Source organism: Pseudomonas fluorescens, assembly GCF_040448305.1.
GTDB classification, from domain to species: domain Bacteria; phylum Pseudomonadota; class Gammaproteobacteria; order Pseudomonadales; family Pseudomonadaceae; genus Aquipseudomonas; species Aquipseudomonas fluorescens_BH.
The window spans coordinates 269,019-290,617 of sequence record NZ_CP148752.1 but is presented as its reverse complement, the minus strand read 5'-3'; the positions used below and the strand labels follow the sequence as shown (position 1 = coordinate 290,617).

Sequence of the window (21,599 nt, the reverse complement as noted above, 5' to 3'; positions counted from 1 at the left end):
GGTATTTGCGGACAAATGAGAACGGATCCACAAATTCGGCCTAAACCCAGTGCGCTGCCAATGGCATTGTGCATAAGCATTTAATCAAAACGACATAAATGCCTAATCCCGGACCGCGGACAGGGGAAATTGCACCCTTTCATTACTCTTGATATACACACACTCAAGGGCGCCGGCAGTGCGGCCACGAACAAGAACATTCCTCCGACAGGATGCGCCAGTGACGTTCATTTCCTACGCACAGAATTTCGAAGACATCCGCCTGTGGCGCGCCCTCAAAACCGTCGAGAACGGCTTCTACATCGACGTCGGGGCAAACCATCCCACCCATGATTCGGTCACCAAGGCGTTCTACGACAATGGCTGGACCGGCATCAACGTCGAACCGATGCCCAACTACTACGAAGCCCTGTGCCAGCAACGCCCCAAAGACACCAACCTGCAATGCGCGGCCGGGGAAAGCGCTGACGACCTGACCTTCTACGGCATTGCCGGCACCGGCCTCTCGACCCTCGACCCGGCCATGGCCAAAATGCACATAGACGCCGGCATGGACGTACGCAGCCAAACGATCAAGTCCCGCACCCTGACCTCCATCTGCGAAGAACACGCCCAGGGCCGCGCTATCCACTTCCTGAAGATCGACGTCGAAGGCCACGAAGAGACCGTGCTGCGCGGCATGGACTTCACCCAGTGGCGGCCGTGGGTGATCCTCATCGAAACCCCGTGGGAGCGCGACCAGACCTGGGAAAGCCTCGTCACCGACGCCGGCTACCAATCCATCCTGTTCGACGGCATCAATACCTACTACCTCGCCGAAGAACACCTGAACCTCAAACCCGCCTTCGACATCCCGCCGTGCAACCTGGACGAGTTCCAGTTCTGCAAAGGCCACAACTTCAGCCACCCCGTCAGCGACGCCGAACACCAACTCGCCGCCGCCCTACAACGTGCCGAACAGGCCGAAGCACAGCTGCGCGCGATGCAAAACAGTCGAACCTGGCAAGCCATTCAGAAACTCAAGAAAACCCTGCTGCGCGCCTGACCTGAAGCCCGAACAAAAATAGTCAAAATTCAGGGGTTTACAGAAGCCAACCAATCGCTATAATCGTCGCCCTGACACGCCGGTATAGCTCAGATGGTAGAGCAACTGACTTGTAATCAGTAGGTCCCGGGTTCGATTCCTGGTGCCGGCACCATACAAAACAAAGCCCTCGTAGAAATACGAGGGCTTTGTTGTTCCTATGGTTTGGAAACTCGCTGGAAGCTGCCACATTGCTGCGATAAGCCTATCTTCATCGACAGACCAAACATTGCCCGCGCACCTACCCGTTACAAATTCACGTCAGCGCGGCGTTGACGGGCTCTTACTCCTACCTATAATGCACCCCAACACACCCGCCAAGCCTAGGTTGACCCAGTCAGCAAGCTCAAATCGTGCGGGTTTTTTTTGCCTGGAGAAAGCTACATGAGGCCCTTCGACAAACCGGCCCTCAGCGTAGAACAGCGATTGGAACTGCTAAAGCAACGAGGCCTGCAAGTCGCCAACAACGACCGCGCCATGCGTTTTCTCGAAGTGGTCACGCTGTTTCGCCTGAGCCCCTACATGCGCCCGTTCCAGGAGCAAGGGCCGGAACATACCTTCAAGCCCGGTAGTACACTGAAGGCCGTCGTCGACATCTACCGCTTCGATGGTTCGTTGCGTCGCATTGCCATGGATGCCATCGAACGTGTCGAAGTCGCCATGCGAGCGGCGATCAGCAATCACATGTGCCCCAAATATGGACCTGACTGGATAGCTGACACGCATCACTCTTCTCCTCGTAATACCCACATGACAATCTGCTGCGCCCTCTGCGAGATCAACTGAACAAGGAACGGAAGAAACTTGGACGTGAGATTGATCGCATCAAAAAAAGCAGTCAGGGTGATGGAGTCCAGCAACAACGGATTGAAAATCGCATGCGCGATAACTATTTCCGATTCTACGGCTCGACTTATATCCACCCTGAGTTGCCGCCCGCCTGGGCTGTTCTGGAAGAACTCAGCCTTGGAACGGTATCCACCCTCTTCAATGCCATAGGCAAAAGCGTCGACAAAAAAGCGATCGCTAGCAGATTCAATCTGCCCTTCGAAGTATTGGCTTCCTGGCTCCACACCCTGACCTTCATCCGAAACTGCTGCGCCCACCACTCACGGTTATGGAACCGAGAGCTCTCAATTCGACCATCCTTACCAAAAGAATGGGTCGTTCCGAATGCACCTGGCGACGGGCCTCAGCCTAAGCAGCGTCTGTACATCGTATTGACGATACTGGCCTATCTAACCGACCTGATCAGTCCAGACAGTCAATGGAAGCTTCGCCTGGCAAAAATCATGGATCAGCAGGAACCGGGCTATTTGAGACTCATGGGATTTCCAAATGATTGGAAACGTCAGCAGCAATGGAGTTTGGAGTAAGGAAGCCAGAAATCGTGGATTGTCCCCCCGAATAAGCACAGACCTCCTCCTGATTGAGCTTGTCGTGTGGCTCCTCCAGAGGCCTTGATAGTCGTATCGACTGCGATGATCGTCCTCACGTATGAGGCCCTGAGGAAACCTAATCTTCCCGAAACATACCGTTCGTCTGGCGGGCACCACACAAAACGAAGCCCTCATAGCAACACGAGGGCTTTGTTGTTTCCGGGGTTTGGAAAAAGTGCTTTCAGTGACCTGCGCTCTGACCACCGTCCACGTGCAGGATTTCGCCAGTAACGAATTTGGCGCCATCCAGATACACGACCGCTTGCGCAATATCATCGATCTCGCCCATGTGCCCGACCGGGTGCAGATTGCCCAGCGCGGCATGGGTTTCCTCGCCGTGCATCGGGGTCTTGATGATGCCCGGGCTGACCGCGTTCACCCGGATCCCGCGCTTGGCGTATTCGATGGCCAGGGATTTGGTTGCCGCGTTGAGGCCGCCCTTGGTCAGTGAAGCCAACACCGATGGCACTCCGTCGATGGCGTGGTCCACCAGGCTGGTGGTGATGTTGACGACGTGGCCGCTGCCTTGTTTTTCCATCTCGGCGATAGCGAGTTGGGTGATGTAGAAGAAGCCATTGACGTTCACCGACAGCACATTGGCGTAGTCTTCTGCGGTGTACGCGGTGAACGGCTTGGCGATGAAGATCCCGGCGTTGTTGACCAGGGTGTCGATGCGACCGAAACGGGACATCGCTTCACGGATGACGCGCTGGGCGGTTTCCGGCTCGCCGATGTCACCGGCCACGGTGAGAATGTCCGGATCGGTGGACGGTTTGATCGAGCGCGAAGTCGCGACGATCCGGTAACCGAGTTCACGAAAGGCTTTGACCATACCGTCGCCGAGACCTTGGGATGCGCCGGTGATTACGATGACTTTTTTCGAAATGCTCATGATGAAGACCTCTGACAATAAAAAGTGGGGTAGAAATCTGTAATCAGGCTTCGGCCGGGGCGTTCGCCATTTGTCGCAACATCTGTTCGTAGTACTCGACCGATTGCGAACCGGACACCAGGTGGCGACCGTTCAGCACCAAGGCCGGGACCGAGTTGATGCCGTGCTGGCGGTAATACATTTCAAGTTCACGCACTTCGCTGGCGAATGCGTCGGACGCCAGCACCTCTCCCGCATCTGTCGCATCCAGCCCCGCCTCAGTCGCCAGACGCACCAGCGTCGAGTGATCGCTCGGGTTCTGGCCTTCGCTGAAGTAGGCCTGTAGCAGCACCTTCTTCAGCTCGACCTGCCGGCCTTCCTGCAACGCCCACAGCAACAAACGGTGCGCATCGAAGGTGTTGTAGAAGTGCGTGCGCTTCTCCAGATCGAACTTGAAGCCGATGGCCTCGCCGCGAGCGATCTGCATGGCCTTGCCGGCGGCGACGTCGTCGGCCGTTCTCCCGTACTTGCGCATCAAGTGCTCGACCGCTTGCTCACCTTCGGCCGGCATATCCGGGTTCAACTCGAACGGCTTGTAGGTCAGCTCGACCGAGACTTCCCCGGCCACGTTTTCGATCGCCTGCTCCAGCGCCGTCGCCCCCAGCGCGCACCAGGGGCACACCACATCGGAGATGAAATCGATGGTGACGGAGGACGTCATGATTGCCCTTGCGCCTCGGCCAGCTGCTTGCGGTACTGGGTGGTGGTGATTCCGGCGTAACCCCAGTTATCGGTGTCGACTTCCTCGATCACGATGTGGGTCAGGTCAGGGCGTTTGTTGAGGACGCGTTCCAGTGTTTCAGTGATCTCGGCAATCACCTGAGCTTTCTGCTCAGTGGTAACGCCATCGCGGGTGATGCGTACGGTTACGAAAGGCATGAGGGCAACTCCAGTGACCTTCCCGTCGGGATGATGGGAGAGGCGTTGGAGATGAATGTATGGGGTTGGCGGGAGGGGATAAAGGTGGGGGCGGGAACTTCATTCGTTACGTGGCGTAATGAATTAAAGAGAAAGCATGCAAAGTACTGGCGCCCATCGAGAAACCTGCCGACTTTCTCAATTTCGGCGATGTGTTGAGAATGGAGTTTGCCTTCTTAGCTAAATCGCTTGAAGGTCACGCAATGCCTCAGGATGCTGACTCGCCACACGCAATAGTGTCTGCGCCGCTCCCGTCGGTTGCCGCCGCCCCTGCTCCCAATCCTGCAACGTTCGCAAACTGACTCCAATCAGCTTGGCGAATGCACTTTGAGATACACCGACTTTTGCCCGCGCTTCAGCTGCCGCAGACAACGGCACCTCAGTCACACGAGCGGCTTTGCCTGCTTTCATTTGACGCACAGAGTCCAGCAAGTCCTGCTGGAATTGCTCCAGTTCATTGACCATTACTGATTTCCTCCTTCAGCTGCTTAAGGAAGGCTGCGGGTAAATTGTCGAATTTCGCCTTGGTGTAGGCGATTAGCAACCAGATAGAGCCTTCAGAAAGCGTGTTGTAGTAAATGACACGAGTACCACCTCGTTTGCCCATCCCGCTACGGGACCAACGAACCTTGCGCAGACCACCGCTACCAGGAACCACGTCGCCGGCCAACGGATTAGCCGCCAGCCAGGTAATGAATTCATGACGTTCGCCATCGTCCCAGATGGATTCAGCATAACGCTTGAAAATTTCGGTTTCGATAATCGTGAACATGGACCCAACTATACGGCATTGCCGTATATTCGAGCAATCGATTTGAAGTGCTACGACGTGTCGCAATTTTTCACTTTTTGCGACACGTCTTCCGAACATGTCGCCGCGGACGACACGTTCGAAAGACGTGTTACCGAAATCGAGTTTCGGCGACATGAGCACATCAAAAGTAAAAAAAACCCCGAACCAGTCGGGGCTTCTTCTTTTTTCTCAGCCTTGCATCAGGCCTCGATACCGCAACCCATCATCAAAAAATATTGATCGGGTAATCCACAAACACACGCACTTCGTTGCCGCTGACGTTGTATTCGCTCGACTTCTGCGACACGCGCAGGACCGAGCTGCGCAGTTTCACGCTGAGGTCTTTGGCCGGGCCGCTTTGCACGACGTATTTGATCTGGTTGAAGATCTCGCGCTCGGTGCCGCCTTCGCTGGTGGACGTGGTGATGTTGTCGCCGCGCACGTAGGCCACGTTGTAGCTCAGGCCCGGTACACCGAAGGTGCTGAAGTCCAGGCCGTAGCCCACTTGCCAGCTGCGTTCGTCTTCGGCGTTGAAGTCGGACCAGTAGGAGTTCGCCAGGTAGATGGTGTTGCCACCGTCGCCGACACGACCCTGGTCTTTCTGGTAGCCGCCGTAGGCGTAGCCCAGGTTGCTGTCGCCGGTGCTGCGCTGGTGCGCGAGGGTGAATGAGTGCGGGCCGGTGATGAAGGTGGCCGCCAGGCTCCAGATCTTGTTGTCGTCACCGGTGATACCGTTTTCGCGGACGTAGGAATCTTCCAGCTTGGTACGGTAGCCGTTGAAGTCCAGGGTCAGGGACTGATCCTTGTCGATCGGGAACACGTAGTTGGCGTTCACGTATTGTTTCTTCAGCACGTCTTCGACGTCGGAAGCGTACAGCGCAGCCTTGAATTGCTCGGTGAACTGGTAGCTACCGCCCAATACGTTGATCGACTTCAAGCCACCGCTGTCATGGCCTTCGGCGCTTTTGCGCGATTCGGCGGTGAAGCGACCCGCGTCCAGTTGCAGGCCGTTGATCTCTTTGGAGGTAATCAAGGTGCCGGTGTAGCTTTCCGGCAGCAGGCGCGAGTTGTCGTAGTTCAGCACCGGCAGGGCCGGCATCTGGTCGCCGTAGGTCAGGGTGGTGCTGGACAGGCGGAACTTGATTGCTGCGCCGCCCTTGGACAGGTCGTCCGCCGGTTGGCCGCTGTCGCCCTTTTTGAAGAAATCGATGCCTTGTGCGCCGCTACGGTCTTCGCTGCGCTCCAGGTTCAGTGCGTATAACCCGAAAGCGTCCACACCCACACCCACGGTGCCTTGGGTGAAGCCGGACGAGAACGTACCGATGGCCGCCTGGCCCCACTCGGATTTATCCGGGTTGCCGTCTTTGAAGTCACGGTTCATATAGGCGTTGCGCAGCAGCACTTTGAGACTGCTGTCTTCAACAAAACCCTTGGATTCGGCCTGGTCGTTCGCCATGGCCTGTGTCGCACTCAACATCCCCAGAGCGATCAGGCTGATTCGCTTGTTCAACATTTTGTTCTTTTCCTTAATTCCGGTTGATACGCGCTGTGTTGAACGGCCGAAACGGCGCTATCGCGCTCTTATTTCATGACAAAAACAAAAAGGCCCGCCCACGATTTCTCGCGGCGGGCCTTCTTATAATTTTTGATCGTGGCGGTCGGCCACAGGCGTTGGGCCGAATCGTAGCCGCGCCCTCAACGATGTGTCAATTTCATGAATCGTCTAAAAACAAGCGAAAATCGTCTAAGAAATGGCTTTACGCGGCAGGAATATTCAATCAACGCAGCCTTCGAGGCCACAGGCTGCTGCGGAAATGGATGATCCCTGATCGGGCAGCGACTGACCCAGCCACTGCGCAAATGCCTGGGGTTTGCCCAGCCATGGCCCGATATCGATCAGGGTGAATTGGTCATTGTGCTCAAGTGCCAGGGTCGGAAAGCCCTGCCCGCCAACCTTGGCCAGAAGCGCTCGGCTGTTCCTGATATGGCCTTCGGTGTCGGCCGCCCTGAAGGCTTTTTCGAAGGCTTCGCGGTCCAGCCCCATGCCGTGGGCAAGTTCAAACAGTACCGACTCGTCGGCGATGCGGCACCCCTCCACGTAGTGAGCACTTTGCAAGTGCCCCAGTAACTCCAGCCCGCGACCGGCCATTTGCTCGGCAGCCAGCACCGCAGCGATGGGTGGCGCCGAGTCGAACACGGCGGTGTGATCACGCAGCAAACCTTCGAAATAGGCTTCACCGAACGGCTGCCCGCTGTATTCGGCAATACGCCGGTCGTGGGGCATGACGTAATTGCGCAGTTGTGGCGAAACCTTTTGCCGATTGGCCCCCGTCATCATGCCGCCGCCGTGGGCAATCACGGGCAGCACTGCTTGGGCGGCCTGCACCAGCGGTTTGGCGCCGTAGCACCAACCGCACAAGGGGTCGTAGATGTAATGCAGGATCATGGGAAAGCTCCGACAGAAATTCAGGAAAATTCGATGTCGGCAGGTTAGTGCCGCAGCGGCCCCGGAAAAACGCCGGATTGGCTTTCAGTTTGTTGCTTGAATCGGTCGAATGAATGCGTCGGCATTTTGTATTAATTCCGACACAATTCGAAACAATCAAATGAGACAAATTCTCAATAACAACTAACGACAGTAAATGACAAGCATTACTATCCGCGCCCTCCTACACGCTTCAATCTAAAATCCTACGGATGCGCTCTTCAATGCCTGCCCCTTTTCGTCTTGCGCCCTACAGCTTTGGGCTCTCTGCCTTGTTGTCTGCCGGTTTTTCCTACGCTGCACCGACCACCCTACCTGCCACATCGATCAGCGCCGAAGCTGAAGCCGACGACCCGCGCGTAACCCAAACCAGCACGGCAACCCGGACCGCCACACCGGTGCGCTACGTGCCACAAGCCATCGACTCGATCAAAACCTCGAACGTCATGGATTACGGCACCAACGATCTGGGCACGGCGCTCAGCGGTATCCCCAACGTCAGCAGCGGCGCCGACACTCGTTTCGACAGCCTGCGCATCCGCGGCTTCGACGCCAGCAACGACTTCTATCTTGATGGCATCCGCGACGACAGCCAGTACGTTCGCGACCTGCACAACATCGAACGCATCGACGTGTTAAAAGGCCCCGCCGCCGTGTTGTATGGCCGTGGCAGCCAGGGCGGCATCGTCAACCGGGTGAGCAAACTGCCTGAGTTCGGTCGCCGCTCGACCATTGAAGCCCAGGGCGGTAGTGAGGACTTGCGCAGCCTCTATGCCGACCTCAGCACCGACCCTTCCGAGAACATCAGCCTGCGACTGAACATGGGCAACATGGACGAGAACAGTTTCCGCGATGGCGTGAGTGGCAATCGTCAGTTGTTCGCGCCCTCGATCAGCTGGCAGCTGACCCCCGACCTGAACTGGTTGGTGCAGTACGAATACAGTCGCTATAATCGAACACCGGATCGCGGCATTCCCGGTGTAAACGGTCGCCCGGCAGACGTGGGACGCGATACGACCTACGGCAGCGAAAACGATTTCATCGACGATAAGGCGCAATCCCTGCGCTCGAAACTCACTTATGAACTGAGCGACAACTGGCAACTGCGCCAGACCCTGGGTGTGTTCAAGCTCGACAGTGATTTCGACAATACCTACCTGAGCGGCTACGTCCCGGCCACCAACAAGGTCACGCGCCAGCACTGGCAGCAGGACCTGAACACTCGAAACATCTACAACAACGTCGAGCTGGAAGGTGGCTTCGATACCTTTGGCCTGGAGCACCGCCTGCTCACCGGCATCGAAATCGGCAGCCAGCGCCGCGACCCCCTGTTGTACACCGCCGCCACTTCCGGACCGGGCAGTTCATCGGTGCCGGCGCTGGACCTGTACAACCCCGACCGCAACTTGCGTCACACCGGGCGCATGGTGGTGTCGAGCAATACCCACACCGAGGTCGAGAGCCGCGCGGTGTATGTACAGGATCAATTGCGCCTGAACGATCAATGGCAATTGCTCGGTGGCCTGCGTTACGACACGTTCGATATCGAGTCGACGAACAAGGTGCGCAACATTTCCGAAGACAGTGACAGCCATAGCACCAGCCCTCGCGTTGGCGTGGTCTGGACGCCGCTGCAAAATCACTCCTTCTACGCCTCCTGGAGCAAGACGTTCTCACCGGCCGGCGGTGGCTTGATCGGCATCACCCCGGGCGCGGCGGGCAACAGTAATGACCTGAGCCCCGAGCTGACCAAGCAGAAGGAAATCGGGGTCAAGAGTGACTGGCTCGATGATCGTTTGAGCACCACGCTGGCCATCTATGAGCTGGAGCTCTACAACCGCCGTACCAGCGACCCGAACAACCCGACCATTACCCTGCTTTCAGGTCTGCAACGCTCTCGCGGGATCGAGTTGACCGCCGCCGGCAGGATTACCGGCAACTGGTACATGCGCGGTGGCGTGGGTCTGCAGGACGCAACCATCGAAAAGGACAACAACGGCCTGGAAGGCAAACGCATCAACAACGTGGCCAAGCATAACGGCAGCCTGTTCCTGACCTGGAAACCGGAAATGGGCTGGTACGCCGAAACCGGCTTGACCCTGGTCGGCGACCGTTACGCCGACAACCTCAACACCACCGTGTTACCGGGTTATGGCCGCTGGGACGCCTTGGCGGGCTTCCGTCAGAAGGATTGGGATTTGCGCGCAGCGCTGAACAATATCAGCGACAAGACGTATTACGAGTCGGCGACCAGTGCATTCCAGATCCAGCCGGGGGCACCGCGTAGCCTGGTGGTGACGGGTACCTACAGTTTCTAAACACCATTTATCCCGGTGTGAACCAATAACACTGGTTCACACCATTCCCTTGTGGGAGCGAGCTTGCTCGCGATAGCGGTGGGTCAGTCAATATAAATGCTGACTGGTCGGGCGCCATCGCGAGCAGGCTCGCTCCCACAGGGGATCGCGGTGATTGCATGAACCTGCGCAAAAAAAAGCGCTGCCATCCCGGCAGCGCTTTTTTTTGTTCAATCCGTTGTTGTTCTTCTTATCCTTCCATCACATCCCACAACGCATCCAGTTCCGCCTCGCTGAATAAACCAGCAGGGTAACGCTCGATCATCGTCCGGCGCGGATCAGTTTCGCTGATCTGACGCATTCCATTGGACTTGAACCAGTGCGCCAGGATCTGGAGCGATTCGCTATTTACTGCCAGGGGATGCAACGCCTTGTCGCTCACTACGTTCACTTCGGCGTTCATTTCAGCGCTCTCTCCCGGTTTGTGAGCGGCTAACTTATCCAAGGTTTATGACAGAACATCGAAGTCCTCCCCACCCCGAGTTACAACAGCAGAGATACAAGAGCTGTGCCAAGGTTTCTGAAGTGTGGCCAAGCGGATACAAAAAAGCCCGCAGGCCTGTAGGGCCGCGGGCTCCGTGCAACGCTGGTGGCTGATCGACAGCCTGAGGAATTTCGCAATCAACTCAAGCTGTTACGACCTCACTCACTCCTTGTGCGGCGCGGGTTGTTGCTGGGTAAGGCAGTGAATATTGCCGCCCCCCAGTAACAGTTCGCGACCAGGCACCATGACCACTTCATGCTGCGGGAACAGGTTCTGCAGGATCTCTTTCGCCGGGCCATCCTGCGGGTCGTCAAAGCTCGGCGCGATGATGCCGCCGTTGACGATCAGGAAGTTCACGTAGGAACCGGCCAGACGAACAGTAGGATTACGCTCCTGCGTACCATCGACCGGATCGACACCGGCGCACTCTTGCTCGGTCGCAAACAGCGGACCCGGGATCGGCATCTTGTGCACCGTGAATGGGCGGCCCTTGGCGTCGGTGCTGTTTTGCAGCACGTTCATTGCCGCCTGGCAGCGCGGGTAGTTCGGGTCCTGCGGATCATCGGTCCAGGCCAGCAGCACTTCACCCGGACGCACGTAGCAGCAGAAGTTATCCACATGGCCATCGGTTTCGTCGTTGAACAAGCCATCCGGCAGCCAGATGATTTTATCCACAGCCAGGTTCGCACTCAGCACCGCTTCGATTTCTGCGCGATTCATGTGCGGGTTGCGATTGCGGTTGAGCAGGCATTCTTCGGTGGTGATCAGGGTACCTTCGCCGTCGACGTGAATCGAACCGCCTTCCAGCACGAAGCCTTCGGTGCGGTAGCGCGGGCTGCGCTCGATCTCGAGGATCTTGCCGCCGACCTGCGAGTCACGGTTCCACGGCGAATACAGGCCGCCGTCGAAGCCACCCCAGGCGTTGAAGTCCCAGTTCACGCCACGGACTTCACCCTTGTTATTGATGACAAAGGTCGGGCCGGTGTCGCGGACCCAGGCGTCGTCACTGGACATCTCCACCACACGAATATTCGGCACGTCGAGACGGGCACGGGCGTTTTCGTACTGGCCGGCGGAAACCGCCACGGTTACCGGTTCGAAACGGGCGATGGCCTTGGCCACTGCCACGTGGGCGGCTTGTGCCGGTTTGCCCCCCAGGCGCCAGTTGTCCGGGCGCTCGGGCCAGATCATCCAGGTCTGAGTTTGGGGTGCCCATTCGGCTGGCATGTAGAAGCCGTCGGCGCGAGGGGTGCTGTTCAACGTGGTCATGGCTCAGGACTCCGGAGTGACTTTGATACCTGACAGAAATGGAAGCGTATGGGTACACGCCGTGGACTGGCCACTTTATATCCGATAAATATCGACCTTTAAAGCACCTTACATCCAGAGTTACAAAAACAATTGATAAAAAGCCGATATCAATCGAATTAAAAGCACCATTTATGTGGGAGCGGGCTTGCTCGCGATGAGGCCATTTCAGTCACAGTTTTTTCGACTGAAAAACCGCTATCGCGAGCAGGCTCGCTCCCACAGGAGGGATGTGTTTACAGCCCTTCCGCGAGCACCTTCGACAGCATGTCCACGAAGAAATCCACGCTCTGGCGCGAAGTGACCATCGGCGGCTTGATCTTGAGGATGTTCAGGTAATCGCCGGTCGGCTGCATGAATATCCCCAGCTCGCGCAAGCGATCGCACAGTGCGGTGGTTTCTTCGGTGGCCGGCTCCAGGGTTTCGCGGTTGCGGATCAACTCGACGCCCAGGTAGAAACCGGAACCGTGCACCGCGCCCACTAACGGATGAATATCGATCAATGCTTCGAGGCGCTTCTTGAAGTGCCCGCCTACGACCTGGGCGTTCTCCCAGAGTTTTTCCTCTTGCATCACATCCAGCACGGCCATGCCGACCTGGCAACTGACCGGGCTGCCACCGGCGGACGAGAAGAAGTAACCCTCGGCCTCCAGCGCCTCGGCGATTTCCCGGCGGGTGATGACCGCGCCCAGTGGCTGGCCGTTACCCATGCCCTTGGCCATGGTGATGATGTCCGGTACCACGCCCTGCTCTTCAAAGCCCCAAAAGAAATCGCCCATGCGCCCGTAGCCGACTTGCACTTCGTCGGCGATGCACACGCCGCCCCTGGCCCGGACCATTGCATAGACTTGTTTCAAATAACCTGGAGGCAGCGAGATACCGCCGGCATTGCCGTACACCGGTTCGCAGATGAAACCGGCCAGTTGGCGTTTCTGCTCGGCGATTTTCGCCAGGTTGTGTTCGACGCTGCGCACATAATCCGGCGCGCTGTCGGGGCCACGGAATTCACCGCGATAGGTGTTTGGCGCGGTCACCGGGTGCACCCAGTCCGGGCGGCTGCTCAACGCCTTGGGGTTGTCGGCGATCGAGGTCGACACCGAATCCGCGCCCACCGTCCAGCCGTGATAGGCCTCCAGCACGCTGAGCATGTCGCGGCCGCCGCTGTAGGCCCACGCCAGGCGGATCGCCAGGTCGTTGGCCTCGCTACCGCTGTTGACCAGGAACACGCGGTCCATGCCGTCAGGGGACAGCTTCAGCAAACGTTCGGAGAACTCGGCCACGGCTGCGTAGTTGAAGCGCGAGTTGGTGTTGAGCAACGACCACTGGCGGCTGGCGACGGCGGCCATGCGTGGATGACCGTGCCCCAGCACCGCGACGTTGTTGAGCATGTCGAGGTAAGAGCGGCCCTGCATGTCGATCAAATGGTTGCGCCAGCCACGTTCGATGCGCGGCGGATCAACGTAATAATGTTTTTGCGTGCGGGCGAAGCTGGCATCGCGCCGGGCCAGCAGGGTCGGGCCGTCGAGCTCGGCTTCGGCATCACAGGCCAGCCCCAGCAACGCTGCCGGCGAAGGGCACAACGCCTGCCAGGCCGCCGCGCGCGAAGGTGTACAGAACAACGGCGCATTGATCGATGCGCCACGGCACAACTGCACGATCAATGGCCCGCTGACCGAACCCAGTACCTGGCCTTTGACCAGTGCCGCGCCGCTGTGCAGCGCCGGTGTGACGCCCCAAAGCCGCACACTCAGTTGCGGGCCGTCCAGTTGCAGCACCCCCGCCGATGGGTGATGCACCACCCCGGCAAACGGCGCTTCGACCGTCGTGCTCAGCGGCACACGCAACTCGACGTGCAACGGGCAAGTGTCCGGCTCAGCAGCGCTGTCCGGGCGGGTGTGGGACAAGCGGTATTGCCCATAACGACTGGCCGCCAGACCATGTGCCGCGGCCGCTTCGTCCAGCAGGCGCTGATCGACGCCTTCTTGCTCCCAGTTCCCGGCCTCGAAATGCGGACTGAGCACACCCAGGTCGATCAGCGCGAACTCACGCCCCACCAGGCTCGGCAACAGCGGCGCGAAGCCTTCGCTGCCGATGGTGGGCAGGTTCTGGCCGACGGCGGTGAGGATCGCCGCCTCCATCAACGCCAACGGCACCGAAGTGGCCACACGGAAGATTTCCCATTCATGGACCAGGTTGTCGCGGCTGTAGGCATTGCCCGGATCGATGCTGACCTGCTGTTCGCCGCTGAGCACCAACACCGCCGCGCGGGCGACGATCAGCGGCCACAACGCCTGCAGTTCTTCGTGTTGCAACGGGTTGACCGCGTGATAGGTCTGGATTGCCGGCAAAATGCAGAACGGATCGCCCTCGCCATGATGCAGCAGCGCGGCGCAGGTCACCGACAGATCGGTGATACGCCAAGTGCGCACCAGATCGCCGAAATCGATCACGCCCTGCAGCTGCCAATGGCGCTGCGCATCACGCTGCCACACCACGTTGTCGTCAGTGATGTCCATGTGAATGGCCTGCACCGGCAGTTTGTCCTGCAGAGGCTGCAAATACCGCTCGGCTTGTTCGGACGCTTCGACGATCAGTTTGCGCTGGGCTTCGTCCTTGATCACCGGCAGCAAATGCGCGATCAGGGCGTGAGCATGGCGGGCGTCCCATTGCAGGGTTCGCACCAAACCCGGATGGTCGAAATCCGCCAGGGCCAGGTCCATTTCACCGCACAGGCGCCCGAAGCCGGACACCACCGTCGGGTTGAAATGACCGAGGCTCGTCAGTGGCTGGCCTTCGATGTAGTCGAGCAGGCGAACGTGCACTGCCTGGCCATCAACGTCCAGCGACAGCAGATCTGCACCGTTTTTCGCCGCGATAACACGCGGCACCTGTACATCGGGATGTTCGCCCAGATGCTTGAGCCCGGCATGTTGCGCCTGAAGCTCCAGTACCGAGTAGTCGCCACGGCAGATTTTCAGGACGAAACGTCCCCGCTCGCTGTCGACGCGGTAGTTCAGGTCTTGCTGGCTGCCAAGGGCCTGCAACCTGCCGCTGAACCCGTAATGTTCCTCCAGCAGCCCTAGCGCTTGCTCCGCAGACACCTGCGGACTGGGCAAACTGGCGCGATGAATCAACGTGGCGAGCGGCATACAACGACCCCTGAAATTTTATTAGGCGCCTATATCGCCACTGGTTCGGGCGATACGCAACCCCCCGGGGCTGGCGCTGGTCGTTTGTCAGGGCGGTATTGAGCGTTTTATCCCTGCGTACTCGCCTCGATCAGCACTTTGCGCAAGAATGGCGGCCATCAAACGCCTGTTACTGGAGAAACACCATGAATGTAGTGACCACCGACCTGCCCGGTGTTCTGATCCTCGAACCCAAAGTGTTTGGTGACGAACGTGGTTTCTTCTACGAGAGCTTCAACGCCAGGGCTTTCAAAGAGGCCACCGGACTGGACACTGAATTCGTTCAAGACAATCACTCCCGTTCGCAGAAGGGCGTGCTGCGCGGTCTGCATTACCAACTGGAAAATACTCAGGGAAAACTGGTTCGCGTCACGGTCGGTGAAGTGCTGGATGTAGCCGTAGACATCCGTCGCAGCTCACCGCACTTCGGTAAATGGGTCGCTGTGCGCCTGTCTGCCGCCAATCATCGCCAGCTCTGGGTCCCGGAAGGTTTCGCCCACGGGTTCGTGGTCTTGAGCGAATTTGCCGAGTTCCTTTACAAAACCACCGACTACTACACGCCATCGGCCGAGCGCAGCATTCGCTGGGATGACCCGGACCTGGCCATCGACTGGCAACTGGAAGGCACACCGCAACTGTCGGCGAAAGATCAGGCCGGGGTATTTTTCAAGGATGCCGACGTCTTTGCCTGAAAGGCCGGCTGAAGCTCGCCGATCAAGATGCAGCTGACCCAAGGCGGGCAAGCCTAGGCATAATGCGCCTGTACCCACAGGCGCATGCTGCTCATGAAACCGACTCTTCCCCCCAGACCCCGTTGGCGCAGCCTGGCCCTGCTGGCACTGTGCCTGGCGCCGTTGCTGTGGCCGCTGGAGCATCTCGCCGAGCGTTACTACCGCAGCGAGCTGGCCAGTCAGAATCGTCAGACCCTCGACCTCTACGTCGCCAACCTGCTGGGTACCCTGCACCGCTATGAAGTGTTGCCGCAGATCCTCGGCGACCTGCCGGCCTTGCGTGCCGTGCTCGGTGCGCCAGACGATGGCGTCACCCAAGGCAATGCCAACCGCCTGTTGAAAAACATCGCCACCCAGACCGGTGCCGAAGTCATGTACCTGATGGACGCCACCGGCAAGACCCTGGCCGCCTCCAACTGGGACAAACACGACAGTTTCGTCGGGCGCAACTTTTCCTTCCGGCCGTATTTCAGCGAAGCCATGGCCGGGCGGCTCGGGCGCTTTTTCGGCCTGGGCACGACCTCCGCCAAGCGCGGTTACTTTTTCGCCGCCGGCGTGCGCAACGGCGAAAAAATCGTTGGCGTGCTGGTGGTCAAGGTCGACCTCGACCATACCGAAAGCCTCTGGGGCAAAACCCCGGAACAACTGTTGCTGACCGACCACAACGGCGTGGTCATTCTCACCTCGCGACCGGAGTGGCGATTCCGCTCGACCCGCCCGTTGAGCGAGGATGAAAGCAAAGCCATCACGGCGATCCAGCCCTATCCAACCCGCGATCCAAAACCGCTGAAGCTCAATCCCAATGCCTGGCTGACCCAGACCCAGCAGATCGCCGAAACCGGCTGGGACGTCAGCATCCTCGCCCCGCGCACCTTGATCGACCGCCCGGTGCGCACAGTTGTGGCCATCGGTGGTGCAACGTTGCTGGTGTTGATGCTGTTGCTTGGCCTGATGATGCAGCGCCGTCGCCATTACCTCGAACGCATCGCTTTCGAAGCCAAGGCCCGCCGCGAACTGGAAGGTCGGGTCGCCGAGCGCACCAGCGATCTCGAGGGCCTGAACCGGCGCCTGAAACAGGAAGTGCTGGAACGCGAACAGGCCCAGCAGGAGCTGGTCCGCGCCCAGGATGATCTGGTGCAGGCCGGCAAATTATCGGCACTGGGCACCATGTCGGCGAGCATCAGCCACGAACTCAATCAGCCGCTGGCAGCGATTCGCAGCTACGCGGAAAACGCCGAAGTGCTGCTCGATCACCAGCGCACCGACGATGCCCGCGGCAACCTCAAGCTGATCAGCGAATTGACCGGTCGCATGGCCTCGATCATCGCCCACCTGCGCGCTTTTGCCCGGCGCGACCGGCATGCTCCGGAAAGCGTCGCCCTGCAACCGGCGCTGGACGATGCCCTGGCCTTGCTGGCCAAGCGTCGACGCAGCATGGAAGTCGAGCTGATCCGTGATCTGCCCGCCGCCACCCTGTGGGTCGAGGCCGGAGAAACCCGCTTGCGCCAGGTACTCGGCAATCTGCTGGCCAACGCCCTGGATGCCCTGACGGAAAAAGGCCCGCCACGTAAACTCTGGCTGAGTGCCCAATCCACGGCCGATGGCGTCAACCTGTACATTCGCGACAATGGCCCCGGCTTTTGCATGGAAGCCCTTGGGCGCGCCAGCGAGCCGTTCTACACCACCAAGACCCGCACCCAGGGCCTCGGCTTGGGGCTAGCGATTTGCGAAACCCTGATGCGCGCCTTCGGCGGTGAACTGTCATTCGCCAACCACAAGGAGGGCGGCGCCCTGATTACCCTGAAGCTGCGCGCAGGCGCACCGGGCGTGAGCCTGCAACCGTCCGAGGACCGAAGTGCATGACCATCGACAACCGCATTCAGGTCGTGTTGATCGACGACGATCCCCACTTGCGCCAGGCCTTGAGCCAGACGCTGGATCTGGCGGGCCTGAAAATCCTGCCGCTGGCCGAAGCCAAGGGCCTGGCCGCGCAACTTGAACGTGATTGGCCAGGGGTGGTGGTCAGCGACATCCGCATGCCCGGCATGGACGGTCTCGAATTGTTGACCGAACTGCATGCTCAGGACCCTGAGCTCCCGGTGCTGTTGATCACCGGCCACGGCGATGTGCCGCTGGCGGTGCAGGCCATGCGCGCCGGCGCCTATGACTTTCTGGAGAAACCCTTCGCCAGCGACGCCCTGCTCGACAGCGTGCGCCGTGCATTGGCCCTGCGCCGGCTGGTACTGGACAACCGCAGCCTGCGGCTGGCCTTGAGCGACCGCAATGAGCTGAGCACACGGTTGGTTGGCCACTCACCTTCGATGCTGCGCCTGCGCGAGCAGATCGGTGCACTGGCGGCGACCAGGGCCGACGTGCTGATCCTCGGCGAAACCGGCGCTGGCAAAGAAGTCGTGGCCCGGGCGCTGCATGATTTATCAAGCCGTCGCAACGGTCCGTTCGTGGCGATCAACGCCGGTGCCCTGGCCGAATCAGTGGTCGAAAGCGAGCTGTTCGGCCACGAGCCCGGCGCCTTTACCGGTGCGCAGAAGCGTCGCATCGGCAAGTTCGAATTCGCCAATGGCGGCACGCTGTTCCTCGATGAAATCGAAAGCATGAGCCTGGATGTGCAGGTCAAATTGCTGCGCTTGCTGCAAGAGCGGGTGGTCGAACGCCTGGGCGGCAATCAACTGATCCCGCTGGACATCCGCATCATCGCCGCCACCAAGGAAGACCTGCGTCAGGCGGCGGATCAAGGGCGTTTCCGTGCCGACCTGTATTACCGCCTGAACGTTGCGCCGCTGCGGATTCCACCGCTGCGCGAACGGGGCGAAGATGCGCTGATGCTGTTCCAGTATTTTGCCGATGAAGCCAGCGCCCGCCACGGCTTGCCGCCCCATGAACTGCAACCGGGGCAACGTGCCTTGCTGCTGCGCCACACCTGGCCCGGCAACGTGCGCGAGCTGCAAAATGCGGCCGAACGTTTTGCCCTCGGACTGGAGCTGGAACTCGACCACAGCACGCCGGATGGCGGCGCTGGCAACAGGGTCGAAGTCGTCAGCGGCGGTTTGAGCGAGCAAGTGGAGAACTTCGAAAAAACCCTCATCGCCGCCGAACTGGCACGTTCGCACAGTTCTGTGCGCAGCGTCGCCGAAGCCCTCGGCATTCCACGCAAGACCCTGCACGACAAACTGCGCAAGCACGGTCTGAGTTTCACCGACAGTGGCGCCTCGGCCCACCCTGACGATCTCGACTGAGCTACCGTCCAATCATCCACTTCAAGCCAGAGGCCCCTGAATGAGCCGCGACAGTCGACAACTGGAATCCGTTCTTCATCACGACATTCCCCTCACCCGGGACATGGGCCTCAAAGTGCTCGACTGGCATGACCAGCAACTACGCCTGTACTTGCCGCTGGAAGCCAACGTCAACCACAAGAGCACCATGTTCGGCGGCAGCCTGTATTGTGGCGCGGTCCTGGCCGGTTGGGGCTGGCTGCATTTGCGCCTCAAGGAAGAAGGCATTACCGACGGGCACATCGTGATTCAGGAAGGGCAGATCAGCTATCCGCTGCCGGTGACGGGGGATGCCAACGCCATTTGCCAGGCGCCGGACCCGGTGATCTGGAAGAAATTTTTGACCACCTTCCAGCGATACAGCCGAGCGCGGTTGACGCTGCATACGCGGGTCGTCAATGAAGGCCGTGATGAGGATGCGGTGAGGTTTGTTGGGCAGTATGTCCTACATAAGTAATCCTGCACTCAAATACACCTCAAAGGTCCGTTGAAGAGGAGCATGTTTCGACGCGTGCTCCTTATATTTCAAGCACGCAGAATCACGGATTTTTAGTAAACGTAATAACTACATCGTTAGCGCCTTCAGTCCTTAGCTGGGTAAGTTTTTTGCTATCGCCATTGCAAGTTTCTTCTTTAAAACCAACGATTTTCATTTTGACCGAATATTTCCCATCCATAGTACAGGCAATATGATTACCATAAAGCCATTCCGCCCCCTCACTATGAAACAAGTCAACAAATCCAATAATGTCCCCTTCGAGATCCGGAGATATATACCCATTAGTTACTGATACACCTGTGAGAATCAAATCCTTATCCCCATATTCCAGCTTACCAGCGCTTGTATGCAGGAGAAGTCCTTTCGGCGGGGCTTTAATAGTAAGCGTTCCAGCGGTTGCCATACCGGCGAACACTGAAACAAACGCAAGCAACAACAGGTTTTTAATTTTCATTTAATGCTCTTCCCGAAAAGTGAAGAAAGTATTTAATTGGGCACACCCACATCAACTACACAGAGCAGCATTAGTGAGACTCCAAATTAAAACTACCACCAAACAAACAAATAAAAACCTGTCAAAATTGACAGGTGTATAAACCGACAGCACAACAGCTAGTAGGCCTGTGGCTTTACATGACTACATAATCGACGCCAAATGCAAAAGCCTATCTCGCCACGCCGCCTTCGCCGGTAATGCCAAAAAGAATTCATTCAACAGCGACTCCCGCGCCGGATAGCTAAACGGCTCACCGCTCAACTCCAGCACCTCACCGCCTGCGCCTTCCAGCACACCTTGCGCTGCCGCCGTGTCCCACTGGGAAGTCGGTGCCAGGCGCGGATAGCAATCCGCCGCCCCTTCAGCCAGCAGGCAAAACTTCAGCGAACTGCCGATACTGGCCAGTTGCAGCTCGCCAAGGCTGGCGCTCAACCCGGCCAGCAAGCGCTCCTGCTCCGGGCTCGTATGACGACGGCTGGCCACCACGGTGAACGACTCGCCGGGCGCTAATGCATCACGCACCTTGATCGCCACGGGCGTACCACCTTTATCGCCGCGCCAGGCACCGAGGCCGGCGCCACCGACATAGAAGCGCCCGTTGGTCGGCATCGACACCACGCCGAACACCACCCGACCGTTTTCGATCAGCGCGATGTTGACGGTGAACTCTTCGCTGCCGCTGATGAATTCCTTGGTGCCATCCAGCGGATCGACCAGCCACCAGCGCTGCCACCCGGCCCGCACGCTTTGGGGAATGTTGGCGTCCTCTTCGGAGAGCACCGGGATGCTCGGATCGAGCGCCGTCAGCCCGGCCAGAATCAGGTGGTGCGCGGCCAGGTCGGCAGCGGTCACTGGCGAGTCATCAGCCTTCGCCGTAACGGCCGTGCCTGTGCGCCAGAACGGCAGGATCGCATTACCGGCCTGCAAGGCCAGCTCAATGACCGGTGCCATCAACGGATGCGGGAAATTCATGGCTGGAACGCTCCGCGCTGAGTCAGCAGGTCTCGGGCCAGGTACAGCGCCGCCAAGGCACGGCCTTCGGTAAATTGTGGGTTTTGTGCAAGCGCCGAGAGTTCACGCAGATTGACCTTGTCCACTCGCATCGGCTCTGGCTCGTCGCCTTCCAGACGCTCTTCGTAGAGGTCGGTAGCCAGCACCACTTGAATCTTCTGGCTCATGTAACCGGGAGACAGCGACAACTCGGTCAGGTGCTCCAGTTGCCGCGCGCCAAAACCGGCCTCCTCCTTGAGCTCGCGCTCGGCTGCCGCCAGCACGTCTTCACCCGGCTCGATCAAACCCTTGGGCAATGACATTTCATATGCATCCGTGCCGCCGCAATACTCCTCGACCAGCACCGCATGCTCGGCATCGAGCATCGCCACGATCATCACCGCGCCGTACCCGGCGCCCTTGCCGACCAGGCGTTCATACGTGCGCTCCACGCCGTTGGAAAAGCGCAGCTTCATCTCTTCCACGCAAAACAATCGACTGGTGGCGACAATTTCGCGGGCGAGTATGGTGGGTTTCTGGCGCATGCAAAGCTCCTTGGCGTGAACGCGCTACTATAACGCGGCTTTCCCGATTGTTTACGCC

21 protein-coding genes and 1 tRNA gene are annotated in these 21,599 nt (G+C 58.8%); 9 read left to right on the top strand and 13 right to left on the bottom strand.

Features of this window, described 5'->3' with window-relative positions; genetic code table 11:
• Nucleotides 1-220 precede the first annotated feature (220 nt).
• From WHX55_RS01295 to WHX55_RS01280, 4 genes are all read left to right on the top strand, one after another.
• The gene (locus WHX55_RS01295) at nucleotides 221-1,045 is read left to right on the top strand and encodes an FkbM family methyltransferase (protein WP_353741870.1); all 825 of its coding nucleotides are present in this window, start codon (nucleotides 221-223) and stop codon (nucleotides 1,043-1,045) included.
• 78 nt (nucleotides 1,046-1,123) lie between these two features.
• Nucleotides 1,124-1,199 (top strand) — tRNA-Thr (locus WHX55_RS01290).
• Between the two features lie 269 nt (nucleotides 1,200-1,468).
• A complete protein-coding gene (locus tag WHX55_RS01285) occupies nucleotides 1,469-1,870 on the top strand; it encodes an Abi family protein (RefSeq protein WP_353741869.1) in 402 nt (133 codons plus the stop codon).
• Between the two features lie 92 nt (nucleotides 1,871-1,962).
• Nucleotides 1,963-2,460 (top strand): Abi family protein, encoded by a 498-nt coding sequence (locus tag WHX55_RS01280; RefSeq protein ID WP_353741868.1) that lies wholly within the window; start codon nucleotides 1,963-1,965, stop codon nucleotides 2,458-2,460.
• A 244-nt stretch (nucleotides 2,461-2,704) separates the two neighbouring features.
• Here WHX55_RS01280 and WHX55_RS01275 read toward each other — a convergent pair whose 3' ends face one another.
• From WHX55_RS01275 to WHX55_RS01245, 7 genes are all read right to left on the bottom strand, one after another.
• Nucleotides 2,705-3,415, bottom strand: coding sequence for an SDR family oxidoreductase (locus WHX55_RS01275; RefSeq protein ID WP_150726491.1), 711 nt, complete (start codon nucleotides 3,413-3,415; stop codon nucleotides 2,705-2,707).
• A gap of 43 nt (nucleotides 3,416-3,458) precedes the next feature.
• Entirely contained in the window at nucleotides 3,459-4,115 is a 657-nt protein-coding gene (locus tag WHX55_RS01270) for a DsbA family oxidoreductase (RefSeq protein WP_353741867.1), read from the bottom strand.
• Complete coding sequence (locus tag WHX55_RS01265) at nucleotides 4,112-4,333, bottom strand: 4-oxalocrotonate tautomerase family protein (protein WP_150755619.1); 222 nt, start codon at nucleotides 4,331-4,333, stop codon at nucleotides 4,112-4,114. The genes WHX55_RS01270 and WHX55_RS01265 overlap by 4 nt, the downstream gene beginning before the upstream one ends.
• Before the next feature lie 219 nt (nucleotides 4,334-4,552).
• Entirely contained in the window at nucleotides 4,553-4,837 is a 285-nt protein-coding gene (locus tag WHX55_RS01260) for a helix-turn-helix domain-containing protein (protein WP_008003166.1), read from the bottom strand.
• A complete protein-coding gene (locus WHX55_RS01255; protein ID WP_046040827.1) occupies nucleotides 4,827-5,144 on the bottom strand; it encodes a hypothetical protein in 318 nt (105 codons plus the stop codon). Before WHX55_RS01255 ends, WHX55_RS01260 begins: the two co-directional genes overlap by 11 nt.
• A gap of 247 nt (nucleotides 5,145-5,391) precedes the next feature.
• Complete coding sequence (locus WHX55_RS01250; protein ID WP_150755618.1) at nucleotides 5,392-6,678, bottom strand: OprD family porin; 1,287 nt, start codon at nucleotides 6,676-6,678, stop codon at nucleotides 5,392-5,394.
• A gap of 261 nt (nucleotides 6,679-6,939) precedes the next feature.
• Entirely contained in the window at nucleotides 6,940-7,611 is a 672-nt protein-coding gene (locus WHX55_RS01245; protein ID WP_353741866.1) for a DsbA family protein, read from the bottom strand.
• Nucleotides 7,612-7,874: 263 nt separating this feature from the next.
• Between WHX55_RS01245 and WHX55_RS01240 the strand changes: the two genes are divergently transcribed.
• Complete coding sequence (locus WHX55_RS01240; RefSeq protein ID WP_150755616.1) at nucleotides 7,875-9,968, top strand: TonB-dependent siderophore receptor; 2,094 nt, start codon at nucleotides 7,875-7,877, stop codon at nucleotides 9,966-9,968.
• A 229-nt stretch (nucleotides 9,969-10,197) separates the two neighbouring features.
• Here the strand turns inward: WHX55_RS01240 and WHX55_RS01235 are convergent, their stop codons facing one another.
• From WHX55_RS01235 to WHX55_RS01225, 3 genes are all read right to left on the bottom strand, one after another.
• Nucleotides 10,198-10,410: a hypothetical protein gene (locus WHX55_RS01235; protein WP_007972820.1), complete on the bottom strand. Its 213-nt coding sequence runs from the start codon at nucleotides 10,408-10,410 to the stop codon at nucleotides 10,198-10,200.
• Between the two features lie 243 nt (nucleotides 10,411-10,653).
• The gene (aguA, locus tag WHX55_RS01230; protein WP_353741865.1) at nucleotides 10,654-11,760 is read right to left on the bottom strand and encodes an agmatine deiminase; all 1,107 of its coding nucleotides are present in this window, start codon (nucleotides 11,758-11,760) and stop codon (nucleotides 10,654-10,656) included.
• Between the two features lie 275 nt (nucleotides 11,761-12,035).
• Nucleotides 12,036-14,948, bottom strand: a complete 2,913-nt coding sequence (locus tag WHX55_RS01225) for an aminotransferase (protein ID WP_353741864.1) — start codon at nucleotides 14,946-14,948, stop codon at nucleotides 12,036-12,038.
• Nucleotides 14,949-15,133: 185 nt separating this feature from the next.
• On the opposite strand from WHX55_RS01225, the gene rfbC reads away from it, so the two are divergent.
• The 4 genes from rfbC (at nucleotide 15,134) to WHX55_RS01205 (ending at nucleotide 19,468) form a co-directional block, all read left to right on the top strand.
• A complete protein-coding gene (gene rfbC / locus WHX55_RS01220) occupies nucleotides 15,134-15,679 on the top strand; it encodes a dTDP-4-dehydrorhamnose 3,5-epimerase (protein WP_150726483.1) in 546 nt (181 codons plus the stop codon).
• A 93-nt stretch (nucleotides 15,680-15,772) separates the two neighbouring features.
• The gene (locus WHX55_RS01215; protein WP_150755612.1) at nucleotides 15,773-17,581 is read left to right on the top strand and encodes an ATP-binding protein; all 1,809 of its coding nucleotides are present in this window, start codon (nucleotides 15,773-15,775) and stop codon (nucleotides 17,579-17,581) included.
• Entirely contained in the window at nucleotides 17,578-18,972 is a 1,395-nt protein-coding gene (locus tag WHX55_RS01210; RefSeq protein WP_150755611.1) for a sigma-54 dependent transcriptional regulator, read from the top strand. Before WHX55_RS01215 ends, WHX55_RS01210 begins: the two co-directional genes overlap by 4 nt.
• Nucleotides 18,973-19,012: 40 nt before the next feature.
• Nucleotides 19,013-19,468 carry a thioesterase domain-containing protein gene (locus WHX55_RS01205; RefSeq protein WP_150756828.1) on the top strand — a complete coding sequence of 152 codons (456 nt, stop codon included), beginning with the start codon at nucleotides 19,013-19,015 and terminating at the stop codon, nucleotides 19,466-19,468.
• An 82-nt stretch (nucleotides 19,469-19,550) separates the two neighbouring features.
• Here the strand turns inward: WHX55_RS01205 and WHX55_RS01200 are convergent, their stop codons facing one another.
• The 3 genes from WHX55_RS01200 to nudE all read right to left on the bottom strand — a co-directional run bounded on the left by WHX55_RS01200 (nucleotide 19,551) and on the right by nudE (nucleotide 21,541).
• A complete protein-coding gene (locus WHX55_RS01200; protein WP_150756829.1) occupies nucleotides 19,551-19,964 on the bottom strand; it encodes a hypothetical protein in 414 nt (137 codons plus the stop codon).
• Between the two features lie 183 nt (nucleotides 19,965-20,147).
• Nucleotides 20,148-20,978, bottom strand: a complete 831-nt coding sequence (gene cysQ, locus WHX55_RS01195) for a 3'(2'),5'-bisphosphate nucleotidase CysQ (RefSeq protein ID WP_150756830.1) — start codon at nucleotides 20,976-20,978, stop codon at nucleotides 20,148-20,150.
• A complete protein-coding gene (nudE, locus tag WHX55_RS01190) occupies nucleotides 20,975-21,541 on the bottom strand; it encodes an ADP compounds hydrolase NudE (RefSeq protein ID WP_056726899.1) in 567 nt (188 codons plus the stop codon). Before nudE ends, cysQ begins: the two co-directional genes overlap by 4 nt.
• Nucleotides 21,542-21,599 lie beyond the last annotated feature (58 nt).

Bases quoted from the DNA above. Each gene is read 5' to 3' on its own strand.
- WHX55_RS01205 (WP_150756828.1), top strand. From the start codon at position 19,013: ATGAGCCGCGACAGTCGACAACTGGAATCCGTTCTTCATCACGACATT.
- WHX55_RS01235 (WP_007972820.1), bottom strand. From the start codon at position 10,410: ATGAACGCCGAAGTGAACGTAGTGAGCGACAAGGCGTTGCATCCCCTG.
- WHX55_RS01250 (WP_150755618.1), bottom strand. From the start codon at position 6,678: ATGTTGAACAAGCGAATCAGCCTGATCGCTCTGGGGATGTTGAGTGCG.
- WHX55_RS01260 (WP_008003166.1), bottom strand. From the start codon at position 4,837: ATGGTCAATGAACTGGAGCAATTCCAGCAGGACTTGCTGGACTCTGTG.
- WHX55_RS01270 (WP_353741867.1), bottom strand. From the start codon at position 4,115: ATGACGTCCTCCGTCACCATCGATTTCATCTCCGATGTGGTGTGCCCC.
- WHX55_RS01245 (WP_353741866.1), bottom strand. From the start codon at position 7,611: ATGATCCTGCATTACATCTACGACCCCTTGTGCGGTTGGTGCTACGGC.
- WHX55_RS01210 (WP_150755611.1), top strand. From the start codon at position 17,578: ATGACCATCGACAACCGCATTCAGGTCGTGTTGATCGACGACGATCCC.
- WHX55_RS01265 (WP_150755619.1), bottom strand. From the start codon at position 4,333: ATGCCTTTCGTAACCGTACGCATCACCCGCGATGGCGTTACCACTGAG.
- rfbC (WP_150726483.1), top strand. From the start codon at position 15,134: ATGAATGTAGTGACCACCGACCTGCCCGGTGTTCTGATCCTCGAACCC.
- WHX55_RS01280 (WP_353741868.1), top strand. From the start codon at position 1,963: ATGCGCGATAACTATTTCCGATTCTACGGCTCGACTTATATCCACCCT.
- WHX55_RS01215 (WP_150755612.1), top strand. From the start codon at position 15,773: ATGAAACCGACTCTTCCCCCCAGACCCCGTTGGCGCAGCCTGGCCCTG.
- WHX55_RS01240 (WP_150755616.1), top strand. From the start codon at position 7,875: ATGCCTGCCCCTTTTCGTCTTGCGCCCTACAGCTTTGGGCTCTCTGCC.
- WHX55_RS01255 (WP_046040827.1), bottom strand. From the start codon at position 5,144: ATGTTCACGATTATCGAAACCGAAATTTTCAAGCGTTATGCTGAATCC.
- WHX55_RS01285 (WP_353741869.1), top strand. From the start codon at position 1,469: ATGAGGCCCTTCGACAAACCGGCCCTCAGCGTAGAACAGCGATTGGAA.
- WHX55_RS01200 (WP_150756829.1), bottom strand. From the start codon at position 19,964: ATGAAAATTAAAAACCTGTTGTTGCTTGCGTTTGTTTCAGTGTTCGCC.
- cysQ (WP_150756830.1), bottom strand. From the start codon at position 20,978: ATGAATTTCCCGCATCCGTTGATGGCACCGGTCATTGAGCTGGCCTTG.
- WHX55_RS01225 (WP_353741864.1), bottom strand. From the start codon at position 14,948: ATGCCGCTCGCCACGTTGATTCATCGCGCCAGTTTGCCCAGTCCGCAG.
- aguA (WP_353741865.1), bottom strand. From the start codon at position 11,760: ATGACCACGTTGAACAGCACCCCTCGCGCCGACGGCTTCTACATGCCA.
- WHX55_RS01275 (WP_150726491.1), bottom strand. From the start codon at position 3,415: ATGAGCATTTCGAAAAAAGTCATCGTAATCACCGGCGCATCCCAAGGT.
- nudE (WP_056726899.1), bottom strand. From the start codon at position 21,541: ATGCGCCAGAAACCCACCATACTCGCCCGCGAAATTGTCGCCACCAGT.